Genomic DNA, 11394 nt, shown 5'->3' on the forward strand with positions numbered 1-11394 from the left:
CCCGGGTCGTCGCGGCTAGGCCTTGCCGCGCGACCCGGCCGCGCTCGCCTGAGGCCGCGCGAGTGCACGCGCGGCGAGCGGCGTGGACATGACGACGGACGTGCGCGTCTCGCCGTAGAGGTTGATGCGCTGGATCAGGCGCTCCAGGTCGGCCACGCTCGTCGCGACGAGGCGAATGACATAGGAGTCCGCACCAGTCACGTGATGGCATTCGAGCACCTCGGCAATCGTGCCGAGCAGCTTGAGAAACTTCGCTTTCGCGGATTGGGGCACGGTAATGCCGATCAGGGCCGAGATAGGATAGCCGGCGGCGGCCGGATTCACGCGCGCCGTGTAGCCTTCGATCACGCCGGCCTCTTCGAGACGTCTCACGCGCTCCGTGACTGCCGGCACGGAGAGATGCACCTGGCGCGCAAGCTCGGTGTAGGTCATGCGGCCGTTGTCCTGCAGCAGCGCCAGTACTTTCCAGTCCAGATCGTCCATGATGGCGAAATGTTTAAGGTGAAAGGCCAATTTTCCCTTAAATCCCGACTTCTGCGGATACTCCGCGCCGTCTACGATAGCTCCCTATAGAACACGCATTGCGGGAGAGGGGACATGTTGTTCGTCAAAGCCGTGGCGATGGGCTTTTGCATCGCCGCACCGGTCGGGGCCATCGGCATGCTGTGCATCCAGCGCAGCCTGAGCCGCGGGTTTTACTCCGGCTTCGCAACGGGCATTGGCGCGGCCTGCGCGGATGCGTTTTATGGCCTGCTCGGCGCGCTCGGCGTGGCTGGGATCGTGACGGCGCTGCCGATGCTGACGGTCGTGTTGAAGGCAGCGGGCGGCGCATTTCTGGTGTGGATGGCGTGGACCATCGCGCGCGAGTCGCCTGGCACGCCTGCCGCCGTAGAGGAGACCCCGCGCAGCCCGGTCACGCGGGACTTCCTCACGACGTTTGCGCTGACACTCTCGAACCCCCTGACCATTTTTTCGTTCATCGCCGCGTTTGCCGCGCTCGGCCCCCTGCCGGCCATGCCAGGCGAGCAGGGCGCGCCGGCAGGTTTTTCGGCGGCGCTGATGGTGACGATGGTGACGGGCGTGTTCGCGGGTTCGGCCGTGTGGTGGCTGTTCCTGAGCGGCGTGACGTCGGCACTGCGTACGAAGCTGCCGCTCGCGTTCACGCGGGGCATCTCCATGTTTTCCGCCGTTGCGATTGCCGCGTTTGGCGTCGTTCAGATGGTCACGGGTCTCGCGCGGCTCGCTTAAGACGTCGTTTCGAAACGTTCGAGGGCTTGCGCCACTTCCTCGACGTAGGCGTCGGTCATTGCGCAGTCCGCGAGCGCCTGCCTGAGCTGGAACACATATTCCGCGTTGCTGCCGAGCGGTCCATGCGCCTGGGCAATCGCGCGTGCGACAGTCGCAGGGCTCGAATCGGCCTCGTATTGATGCGGGCAGGTGTTCGCCACGAAGGCGAGGGCGTGCCGCGTTTTGCCGGTGGCGAGCGTCACGGTGGTCCAGGCCGGCGTGTAGGCGCCGGTCAGCATCTCGCGGGTCCAGAGAATGTGCAGCTCTTCCTCGAGCGTGGCCGTATCGAGGCGCAGCACCACGCCTTGCGTATCGCCGCCGCGCTCCAGCGCGAGCATGCGGCCGGGGCGCTGCGGCGTGCCGCGCCCGCCGAACAGGCGAATGCAAAAGCTCCGGCGCCAGCCGTGCAGCGTGGCGTACGCGCGCTGGTCGAAGTGCGAGAGCGGATTCCACATGAGCGAGCCGTAGCCGAACACCCAGACCTCTTCGCCGGCGGGGCGCTTCGCCATCGTATCGGCGAGCGACTGGGCGATCTGGGCTTGCGTCCAGAGAATTTCCGGCGGGAGATGGCTGAAACTCTCGAGAAACGCACCGGAGCGAATGGCGTCCCTGTTTAGCATGGCGTTGACGGGTCGGTGGAGGCTACGTCACGAAGTATGCGGTCGGCGCGTGCGTGGATAAAGTGGCTGGAACGCGATGCTGCGTTCAACTGGGGGCGACAATCGGGGTGGGTTTTGTCTTTGTCCCGCAGGGATGCGAGCGCCATCAATCACTCGGCGGTGCATAGCCAAGTTCGCGCTGGTGACGAATCGAGAGGACCACGGCGCGCGTTTCGGAGTGGGCATACAGGATCACGTGCGGTCGCAGCACATATTCGCGGAAATCGGGGACGCCAGCCTCGATTGCCAGACGCTTGAGCTTGTCGAGGCGTGTCTGCCCCTCGATGGTTTGCGACGCAAGGAACCCGGCCGGCCGGCCAAGTTCTGGATGAGCCGTCACGAGATCGCGGAGGTCGCCGGAAATCACCGGGAATCTTGATGACTTCGCAAGCGGCCGTGCTCATAGCCGGCGCGGCCGCTTCAGCACAGCACTCAATGACCGAGACCGCTCGCCGCGATCTGCTGCTCGACGAACTGCGCGAACAGCGCATGCGTGTGCGTGGTCGGGTGGAGGTCGTCGGCGAACATATAGGTCTGGTCGGCATGAGCCGAGACGTAGGTGGCGGGCGAGCAGAGCAGTGAGGTGTTGTCCGGCGTTTTCGAAGCGTCGCACGCCTGGGCCGTGTTGGACACGGTAAATCCGCTCGCCTGGAAGTTTGCGACGAGCTGCGTGATCCAGGTGTAGGAATCGACTTCGATGACCTTGCCTTGCAGGCCGTCCGTCTGCAACGCACCGTTCAACGTCGAGTTGAAGAGCTGCGAGAGCTGGGTCAGGTTCGCGCCGCCATCGGCCGAGGTGATGCCCTTGGGCGAGAGGCCGACGTTCGGCACATTGATCACCACGACATGCGTGGCGCCGGCCTGCACGATCTGCCCGACGACTTGAGCGAGCGTCGTGGCGGCAGTCTGCACGACCGTATTGGCGGTCGGCGGGTTGCCGGCGCGCAGCACATCGTTCGCGCCTGCCCAGACCAGCACGAGCTGGCCGGAGTTGAAGGTGCCGTGAGCGGAGAGATAGCTCGAAACCTGCTGATTGACCGGCATTTCGATGTTGCCGATCACGTCCGAGAGGAAGTCGTACTGGTTGGCCGGCGTGGCGACCGTCGAGCCGCCCTCTGCGTAGCCGAAGCCGCCTTGCGCGCTCAGCTTGTGATCGAGGCCGACGGTGTATGCGGCGTTCAGAGTGTCCCCATAATACTGCGCGACGTCCTGGGACCAGACCTGACCGGGGTTGGTCGTGAAGCGCCCGCCGCCCACGGCGCTCGCAAGCGGCGCGTAGGTCCCGACGTCGGAAAGGCTGTCGCCGAACGAGACGACCTGCAGCTTGACGCCGCCCGCCGGTGTGCTCGTGCCGGTGCTCGAGCCTCCACCGCCTCCACCGCCACCGCCGCCACCGCAAGCCGCGAGCAGGAAAATCAGTCCGGCGGAAATTGCCCCCCGGATCCGGGTATCGATCGTTGCCATTGTGCCCCCTTACCGCTTGACGCGATTGCACCCGCGACCGGATAGGGCGGGCCCAAGAGGGCTAGCAAAAAGGATGCGCGTAGCCTACAAATAGCTGACTGGAAGGCTGGGCGTGGCGTGAAGCGTCAAAGAACCAGCATTTCGAGCCGGTTGCCGCCCAGCGCTTTCGCGCTGTAGAGCGCGGCGTCGGCGGCGGCCAGCAGGTCGGAGAGCGTGGACGCTTCGTGACCGTGCTGCGCGAGGCCGATGCTCACCGTGGCGCGGATGGCGACGCCATCGACCTTGTTCATGGGCGTTTGAGCGAAACGCCTCGCGATCGCTTCGCCCACCGCTTTGGCGTGCACGCGGTCATGGCCCGGCAGCAGGGCGGCGAACTCTTCGCCGCCTATGCGCGCGAGGATCGCCTCGGGTCCCATGGCGCTGCGGGCAATGTCCGCGAACGTCTTGAGGACTTCGTCGCCGGTCTTGTGGCCGTAGCGATCGTTGATGGTCTTGAAGTGGTCGAGATCGAAGGCGAGCAGCGAAACCGGCCGGCGCGCCGCGGGCGGCTGACGCGTCCCGACCTCGCTCATCACGCGCTCGCCTTCTTCGAAGAACCAGCGGCGGTTGCCAAGGCGGGTCAGGTAGTCCGTCTGGGACTCGCGCAACAGCTGCCCATGCGTTTCCTCGCGTACCAGCTTGATCAGGGCCATGGGCAGAATGATCGAATACAGCACGCCTTCATACATCGTGATCTTGCTGACGAGCGCGACGAAGCCGTCCCCATAGCGGCTGCCCAGCAACGGCAGGACAAAGGTCCTGAACACGTAGAAGAGCGCGTGGACTGCCGTGACGAACGTCGCGACGTGGCGCGATTGCCCGCCTTTCATGCCGTCGCCGCGCAGCAGCTCGCGCGAGGTCATGGCGCTCACCAGCGCAATGGGAAACGCGCTCGCGTAGTACCACATGGCCTGCGGATGCCGTGCGCCCCATGTGGCCCATGTCAGCGCGATCAACGCGAGCAGGGCGATCGAGGCCGCCCGGTAGTGCCGCCCGTTCAGCGTCGCGACGCCATGCAGGACCAGCAGATAGCCGGCCATCATGACGAGGTTGCTCAGGGCGGCGCCCCATACGCCGGGCAGATCGGCGCGCACGAGCACCGCGGCGCAGCCGGCCGCGAGGGTGGCGTAGCCCCCGGCCAGTATCCGCAATGCCTTGCTGCGCGCGGGATGCGTACGATGCTCCCAGAGCGTCATCAGGGAACTGGCTAGCAGGGTCCCGATCAGGAGGAAGTAGATGGTAAGTAGATCGACGTGCATCGCTGGCGTGAGGCTTCTACGCCGGTACTTCGCGGCGAACGCGCATTTTACGCCGAAACTTAATACCGCGATGGTCGTTCCCTGATTGTGTCCGGCGCGTGTCCCGGCGTGCCACTACGGCGTCACGCGTCGCGCCACGCCTCGATGCGTTCCGTATCGAGCCCGAACTGGTCGAGCGCGCGGCTCACCGAATGACCGACCATGTCCTGCAGGCTCACGGGCTTCGCGTAGAACGCGGGCACCGGCGGGAATACCACCGTGCCGGCTTCGGTCACCGTCGTCATGTTGCGCAGATGGATGAGGTTCAGCGGCGTTTCCCGCACCATCAGCACGAGCGGCAGGCGCTCCTTGAGCACCACATCGGCGGCGCGCGTGAGCAGCGTGCTGGTGACGCCCGAGGCGATCTCGTCGACAGTGCGCATCGAGCACGGCACGACGAGCATGCCAAGCGTGCGGAACGATCCTGACGCGATGGAGGCGCCCACGTCGGCGATCGGGTGGACATGGTCGGCGAGCGCGTGCACGGCTTCGCGCGAGAGTCTCGACTCGTATTCGCGCGTGAGTTCGGCCGCGCGTGAGATCACGAGATGCGTCTCGACCTCCATCTCCCGCAACAGGCGCAATGTGCGCTCCGCATAGATGAAACTCGTGGCGCCGGTGACGCCGACGATCAGCCGCTTGCGGCCATGCAGGGCGCGCTTACTCATGATCGCCCCCGAACAGCGTGGGGGCGAACGGGCGCGGGTCCACTTCCTTGAACTTCGCCCGCACGAATTCGTCGCGCAGAGGGTACGGCGAACGGGTATAGCGAAGTGGTGATCGCTACGCGGGCGTATTATCGGTCGGCGGGGACGCGGGCTTTGATAGAGATGGTGGCGCTGGGGCGCGGGTGATTTTTTTGCTCGGGAGTCCGATTGACTTTTTTGTGCTCGCTCAGGGCGCTTTTGCCTTTTCTTGTTTTCGTGGCGGTACCCTGCACAGGGGCAACACTGGCATACCGCCACGAAAACAAGGAAAGGCCAAAACAGAAAAAGGCCAAAAAACCAAAAAGGCTAAGGACAATCCTGCATGGCAAGCCAATGCCGAATCATCCTTGCCTGATCGGCATCGAGCGACTTGAGCACCTGCTCAGCGGGCTCGCGCCGCAACGCCTCAACCACAGGCGCAAGCGCAGCATCGCAAAGATGCCAGATCCCAAGCGGCTGGTCCGGACTAGCGACCACATCCGCTTCGGCAATCATGCCGCCATCAATCACGGGCGCGCGCCCCACATTCAACTCGTTGAAATCGGCGCTCACGTGAGCCGGCCGGTCGTCGGGCCACGCACCACGCGTTTGCCAGAACGGCTGCGTCGTCCACCGCTGTTCGAGCGCATAGACATCGCGCCCGGTGCGCGCAAAGCGCATGAACAACTGCTCGATGCGCTGCTGATGAAAGCGCAGCGCGAGCGGCGCACGCTCGGGCCGCTCGAGCAGCGTATGGATCACCGCCGGTGCCTGCAACGCGGAGGTGAGCGACTGGAACACGCCATTGCCCGCGAGCGGATCGACGGCCATGGCGGCGTCGCCCACGCGCAACCAGTTATGGCCTCCAGTACGGCCGCATAGCGTGGCAGTGCTGCTGCGCGCGTAGAGGCGCGCGTCGGTCGCGGCGTCGCCCGCGAAGAAGTCGCTGGCAAGCGGCGAATGCCGCATGCGCTCGCAAAACGTGAGCAGTTCATCGCGCTGCGGCAGTTCGGGGTTCGTGACGTCCAGCGTCAATTGCCAGTAGCAGCGCCCGTCGCCCAGACGCGCCATCCATGCCCATCCGCCAGGCAGGCTTTCCACCGCCGTGGCTGCTGCGCCGGCACGGCCCTTCCAGACGTTCAGCAGGCTCACGGTTTGCGGGCCGCGCGTGGCGTCGCGCAACAGCGGCGCGAGGCGCCCGCGCGCTTCGATCAGAAAGTCCGCGCGTAACGTGAGCGGTCCGTCGGCGGTTTCGATCATGAGATCGTGACCTGCGGACGATGAATGCAGCGAGCGCACGTTCGCCTCGATCACGTCCACGCCCGCGCTGGACAGGTCCTCGCGCAGGGCCGCATCGAACACGCGCCGGTCCACGAGAAATTCTGCGTCGAGTGTTTGCAGTGCGCCGTTCCAGAGCGTGGTGCGCACGCATGGCCCTTCGCCGCAACTGGCTGCGTGATGCAGGCCTGCGCGGCGCAACGCTTCGATCACGCGCGCCGATAAGGCTTCGGCAGCATCGAAGCGGCGCCAGTCGCTCACCACCTGCACGTGATAACCGAAGCCCACGAGCGCGCGCGCAACAGCTGCGCCCGCTGGTCCCGCGCCGAGGACGACAATGCTGGCGGTATTCATGACTTGCGCACTCGCGAATGCACATACGCGAGCACGCTTGCGAACATGATGTGCGTGACGGCATGAAGGGGAGGAAAGTAACGGTGCATGCTGTCCCCCGTGGAATCATGGCGCATCGCTTCGCGACCCCTGCGCTGCGCTCGAAGTGAGTGAGACCTAATCTGGCATAGATGCCGCGATAAAGCTATCCGGTCAAAGGAGGATTTCAGTAGCGGAAATCCCGCATTCCGATGCGCAATGCGTATGAACGACCGTGCGCTGTAATTGCTTTGCGAATTGGCGATGCATGCCGGGTAGCGGCATGCACCGATCGTCTGTATTCCTCACAAGGATGCTTCGTTGCGGTGAGGTAAAGCGGGGACAGGGCGTTATATGGCTAGCGAGGCGACGCCGCAGACGAATTCGCGGGAATGCCATTCTGCCATTCGCTCCAATGCGCGACGATGGTCTGCACGAGCGGATGGCCCGCGCGAAAGAGGTTTTCCAACGCAGGTGCGAAGCCGCCCTGGCTCGCATAATTCAGCAGATTTGCCGCGTTCGATTCGCCCGCATGCGGACGATCGAAGTCCGAGCCCGCGCGCAGCACGGCCACGCGATCGAGGTCCACGCGTTGCGCACGCGCCGCGCGGCTCAGTGCTTCGAACGTGGCGTTGTCCTCCTGCTGCGTCATGCAGTACACGCCTTGTCCGCCGGTCAGCTGGCGCGTGAACTCGCTCGCCCTCGCGCCGAGCGCCTTGCCCGACCACCAGGTATCGTCAGCGACCGAATCGCAACGGATCACCGTGGGCGGCCGGTTGGCGGGAGCGTAAGCATATTTCGCGCGCGCGGCCTGGGCCTGCGGGCTATCGGCGAGCGTCACGTCGCGCGAGATCGCCCAGGCGGCCGAGGTGAGCCTCGGGTTCAGGCGGAACACTTCGGTGCGGTAGTCGAGCGCGGGCTTGTCGCCGGGGCTTTTCGTATTGATGCCGAGATAGCCGGTGTGCCAGCCGCGCGGGCGGCCATCGCCGTCGATCTCCCACTGCAGGCCGAAATCGACGAGCCAGTCCGACCAGGCCGCCGAGCCGATCGTGCCATGCCCGGGGTTCACACCCGCGATGCCCGCGATCAGAAAGTAGGTCTTGCGCAGGTCGAACTGCGGCGCGAAGGCGAGGGCCATCGTCGAGGCGGCGGCGTTCGCGTGGCCCATGCCGGTCGTCATCACGCAGACGTCGTCGGCATTGCATTGCACAGTGGGGTAGTCGGGCGAGAGGCCCGCGATTGTCACGGACTCCCAGGGACCGAGGCGATCGAGCCATGTCTTCGCTTCGGGTGCGAACATCGTCACGATCATGACTTTCACCGGACGTCCTTGTGCGGCGGCGCCCGCTTGCGCGAAGGCTGCGGGTTGCGCAGAAAGCGTTCCGGCGTCCTGTTGCGCTGAACGGGGCTGCGCCGCGCAGGCAGCGAGCGCCAGCGCGGCGCAGAGGAGCGTGAGGCGGGTTCGCATTGTGCATGTCCTTATGGTTGTACGCGTACCGGGCGACCCGATTGATCGGGCGAATGTTCAGCAAAATACGTTCGACTATGACAGTTTTGCGAATGCACGGCGCCTCGCATGGCGCTGTTGCCGTTGTGCGCCACGCCAGGCGCATTTTCGCGCCAAGTTCCTATACTTCGACTAATGCGCCCAATGAGGCAGCCTCGCCAACACGAAGCGACAAGGCCGCGCGGCCCCCCGGCCCGCATGCGGCAGCACCAGGAGGGAGACATGGGACAATCCGCATCCGCGGCGCACGGGCACCTTGGCGACTCCGGCCCGCATCGCCCGGCGCTTCCCGCGCTCGCGCTGGCCGCGCTCGGCGTGGTCTACGGTGACATCGGCACGAGCCCGCTCTACACGCTCGCCACGGTGTTCGATCCCGGCAACGGCCTTGCGGTCAATGCTTTCAATATCGTAGGTATCGTCTCGCTGATCTTCTGGTCGCTCATGATCGTCGTCTCGCTCAAGTACGTCGCGCTCATCCTGCGCGCGAACAATCACGGCGAGGGCGGCATCATGGCGCTGCTCGCGCTCGCAGCTTCTTCGGTGGCGTCGCGGCCGCATCTGCGTGCCGCGCTGCTCGTGATCGGCGTGATGGGCGCGGCGCTCTTCTTCGGTGACAGCGTGATTACGCCGGCCATCTCGGTGCTGAGCGCCGTCGAAGGCCTCGAAGTGGCCGAGCCTGGCCTCAAGACCTATGTGATTCCGGTGACGCTTACGGCGCTGATCGTGCTGTTCGTCACGCAGAAGCACGGCACGGGCGGCATCGGCGCCGTGTTCGGTCCGGTGATGGTGCTGTGGTTCGTCGTGATCGCCGCGGCAGGCGTGGCCAACATCGCCTCCGCGCCGGCCGTGCTGTTCGCGCTCGATCCGCGCGAGGGCATCGCGTTTTGCCTGCATCACCGCTGGCTCGCATTCGTGGCGCTGGGCGCGGTCGTGCTCTCGCTCACGGGCGCCGAAGCGCTCTATGCCGACATGGGCCACTTCGGCAAGCAGCCTATTCGCCTCACGTGGTTCGGCATGGTGTTTCCCGCGCTCGCGCTCAATTACCTCGGGCAGGGCGCGCTGCTGCTGGCCAACCCGGGCGCCGTGCAAAACCCGTTCTACCGGCTCTTCCCGCAATGGTCGATCGTGCCGATGATCGTGCTTGCGACCGTCGCCACCGTCATCGCCTCGCAGGCCGTGATTTCGGGCACGTATTCCATGGCGATGCAGGCCATGCAACTCTCCTTCCTGCCGCGCATGAATATCGTGCACACCTCGGAGCGCGAAATCGGGCAGATCTACGTGCCCGGCATCAACTGGATCCTGCTCGTCGCCGTGGTCGCGGCGGTGGTGGGTTTCCGTTCGTCGACGGCGCTCGGCTCCGCTTACGGCATCGCCGTGACCGGCACGATGCTCATCACGACGTTCCTCACGTTCTTCGTCGTGCGTTACGCGTGGCACTACAACTGGCTGCTGTGCGTGTTCGCCACGGCATTCTTCTTCGTGATCGACGCCATGTTCTTCTCCGCCAACCTGCTCAAGATCGTGGATGGCGGCTGGTTCCCGCTCGTGATCGGCGCACTGATGTTCACGGTCATGGCGACCTGGGGCAAGGGCTGGGAAATGATGGCGGCCGAAGCGCGCGAGCGCGCCGGCAAGAAGCCCCTCAAGCCCTATCTCGCGGCGCTGCTGGAGAGCTCGCCGGTGCGCGTGGGCGGCACGGCGATCTTCCTCACGCCGAACGCCGACGCCGTACCGCACGCGCTCGTCAACAACTTGCGGCACAACCGGGTGTTGCACGAACGCGTAGTATTCCTGAGCGTGAAGACGAAGAGCGTGCCATGGGTGGCCGAGAGCGAGCGCGTGATGGTCGAACTGCTCTGTCCGGGCTGCTACTGCGCCATCGTCAATTACGGATTCAAGGACGAGGTGGACTTGCCGTGCACGCTCGCCGCGTACAAGTCCGCGGATTTGACGTTCGATCTCGACGAGACGTCGTGGTTCCTCAGCCGCGCCGTGGTGGTGCCGAAGCGCGGCCATGGCATGGCGCTCTGGCGTGAGCGTCTGTTCGCGGTGATGCTGCACAACGTCGGCAATATCGCGGCGTTCTTCAAGCTGCCGGCCAATCGCGTGATCGAGGTCGGGGCGCGCGTCGAGATCTAGGCGGCTCGACGCGCCTGGGTTGTCGCGCAAACGCGTGCCAGGCTGTCGCGCTGGCGGGAACTCAGGCGTAGGATGATCGGAATCGCATCGTAGTCATGCGGCAGCGGGCCGGTTGCAAGCGGCTCGCCGCATGACGGAAGGAGGGCATCATGAGACGCCTCTATTTCCTCGCTCCCGACACCACCACGGCGCAGGCGATCGTCGACGATCTGCTGCGTGCGCGCATCACGTGGCGTCATATCCATGTGCTCGCCAATCACAGCGTGGGGCTCGATCGCTTGCCCGAGGCTTCGCTGCTGCAGCGCAGCGACGTCGTGCACGCGCTGGAGCGCGGCGTGATGTTCGGCGCGGCGACCGGCGCCATCGTCGGTCTCGTCGCGCTGATATTTCCGCCTGCGAACTTCGATATCACGGGCGGGGTGGTCGTCGCGCTGACGCTCGCAGGCATGATATTCGGCGCGTGGGTGGCCGGCATGATCGGCGTGGACGAACCGAACACGCGGCTCTCGCGCTTTCACGGGCAGATCGAGGACGGCCAGCTGCTGGTCATGGCCGACGTCCCCGGCTCGCGCGAAGCGGAGATCGAGGCGAACATCGCGCAGCATGTGCCGCGCGCCGACGTGGAAGGCGCGGAAGCGACGACGCCCATCTTTCCGTGAAAG

General features: G+C 65.3%; 11 protein-coding genes. 3 read left to right on the plus strand and 8 right to left on the minus strand.

Translation table 11 applies throughout. The features are described from left to right. Positions 1-15: 15 nt before the first annotated feature. Positions 16-483, minus strand: coding sequence for an Lrp/AsnC family transcriptional regulator (locus AB4Y40_RS17920; RefSeq protein WP_368688867.1), 468 nt, complete (start codon positions 481-483; stop codon positions 16-18). A gap of 114 nt (positions 484-597) precedes the next feature. Between AB4Y40_RS17920 and AB4Y40_RS17925 the strand changes: the two genes are divergently transcribed. After that, a complete protein-coding gene (locus AB4Y40_RS17925; RefSeq protein WP_368688868.1) occupies positions 598-1248 on the plus strand; it encodes a LysE family translocator in 651 nt (216 codons plus the stop codon). Here the strand turns inward: AB4Y40_RS17925 and AB4Y40_RS17930 are convergent. The 7 genes from AB4Y40_RS17930 to AB4Y40_RS17960 all read right to left on the minus strand — a co-directional run bounded on the left by AB4Y40_RS17930 (position 1245) and on the right by AB4Y40_RS17960 (position 8551). Further along, a complete protein-coding gene (locus AB4Y40_RS17930; RefSeq protein WP_368688869.1) occupies positions 1245-1907 on the minus strand; it encodes a gamma-glutamylcyclotransferase in 663 nt (220 codons plus the stop codon). The two genes, AB4Y40_RS17925 and AB4Y40_RS17930, sit on opposite strands and share 4 nt — an antisense overlap. A 145-nt stretch (positions 1908-2052) precedes the next feature. After that, complete coding sequence (locus AB4Y40_RS17935) at positions 2053-2313, minus strand: hypothetical protein (protein WP_368688870.1); 261 nt, start codon at positions 2311-2313, stop codon at positions 2053-2055. Between the two features lie 65 nt (positions 2314-2378). Then, on the minus strand, positions 2379-3410 hold the full coding sequence (locus AB4Y40_RS17940; protein WP_368688871.1) for an SGNH/GDSL hydrolase family protein: 1032 nt from the start codon (positions 3408-3410) through the stop codon (positions 2379-2381). Between the two features lie 125 nt (positions 3411-3535). Beyond that, entirely contained in the window at positions 3536-4708 is a 1173-nt protein-coding gene (locus tag AB4Y40_RS17945) for a diguanylate cyclase (RefSeq protein ID WP_368688872.1), read from the minus strand. Between the two features lie 122 nt (positions 4709-4830). After that, positions 4831-5415: a UbiX family flavin prenyltransferase gene (locus tag AB4Y40_RS17950; RefSeq protein ID WP_368688873.1), complete on the minus strand. Its 585-nt coding sequence runs from the start codon at positions 5413-5415 to the stop codon at positions 4831-4833. 345 nt (positions 5416-5760) lie between these two features. Continuing rightward, the gene (locus tag AB4Y40_RS17955) at positions 5761-7065 is read right to left on the minus strand and encodes an NAD(P)/FAD-dependent oxidoreductase (protein ID WP_368688874.1); all 1305 of its coding nucleotides are present in this window, start codon (positions 7063-7065) and stop codon (positions 5761-5763) included. 376 nt (positions 7066-7441) lie between these two features. Next, the gene (locus tag AB4Y40_RS17960; protein ID WP_368688875.1) at positions 7442-8551 is read right to left on the minus strand and encodes a purine nucleoside permease; all 1110 of its coding nucleotides are present in this window, start codon (positions 8549-8551) and stop codon (positions 7442-7444) included. Between the two features lie 261 nt (positions 8552-8812). Here AB4Y40_RS17960 and AB4Y40_RS17965 point away from each other — a divergent pair, with 261 nt between their 5' ends. Next, entirely contained in the window at positions 8813-10732 is a 1920-nt protein-coding gene (locus tag AB4Y40_RS17965) for a potassium transporter Kup (protein WP_368688876.1), read from the plus strand. 149 nt (positions 10733-10881) lie between these two features. After that, positions 10882-11391: a DUF1269 domain-containing protein gene (locus tag AB4Y40_RS17970; RefSeq protein WP_368688877.1), complete on the plus strand. Its 510-nt coding sequence runs from the start codon at positions 10882-10884 to the stop codon at positions 11389-11391. The last annotated feature ends 3 nt before the right edge of the window (positions 11392-11394 follow it).

The organism is Paraburkholderia sp. EG287B (assembly GCF_040965595.1).
GTDB lineage: Bacteria > Pseudomonadota > Gammaproteobacteria > Burkholderiales > Burkholderiaceae > Paraburkholderia.

What these genes read in the sequence shown, in the direction of transcription:
- AB4Y40_RS17940 (WP_368688871.1), bottom strand. Translation starts at nt 3,410, where the DNA reads ATGGCAACGATCGATACCCGGATCCGGGGGGCAATTTCCGCCGGACTG.
- AB4Y40_RS17960 (WP_368688875.1), bottom strand. Translation starts at nt 8,551, where the DNA reads ATGCGAACCCGCCTCACGCTCCTCTGCGCCGCGCTGGCGCTCGCTGCC.
- AB4Y40_RS17955 (WP_368688874.1), bottom strand. Translation starts at nt 7,065, where the DNA reads ATGAATACCGCCAGCATTGTCGTCCTCGGCGCGGGACCAGCGGGCGCA.
- AB4Y40_RS17965 (WP_368688876.1), top strand. Translation starts at nt 8,813, where the DNA reads ATGGGACAATCCGCATCCGCGGCGCACGGGCACCTTGGCGACTCCGGC.
- AB4Y40_RS17920 (WP_368688867.1), bottom strand. Translation starts at nt 483, where the DNA reads ATGGACGATCTGGACTGGAAAGTACTGGCGCTGCTGCAGGACAACGGC.
- AB4Y40_RS17925 (WP_368688868.1), top strand. Translation starts at nt 598, where the DNA reads ATGTTGTTCGTCAAAGCCGTGGCGATGGGCTTTTGCATCGCCGCACCG.
- AB4Y40_RS17930 (WP_368688869.1), bottom strand. Translation starts at nt 1,907, where the DNA reads ATGCTAAACAGGGACGCCATTCGCTCCGGTGCGTTTCTCGAGAGTTTC.
- AB4Y40_RS17945 (WP_368688872.1), bottom strand. Translation starts at nt 4,708, where the DNA reads ATGCACGTCGATCTACTTACCATCTACTTCCTCCTGATCGGGACCCTG.
- AB4Y40_RS17950 (WP_368688873.1), bottom strand. Translation starts at nt 5,415, where the DNA reads ATGAGTAAGCGCGCCCTGCATGGCCGCAAGCGGCTGATCGTCGGCGTC.
- AB4Y40_RS17970 (WP_368688877.1), top strand. Translation starts at nt 10,882, where the DNA reads ATGAGACGCCTCTATTTCCTCGCTCCCGACACCACCACGGCGCAGGCG.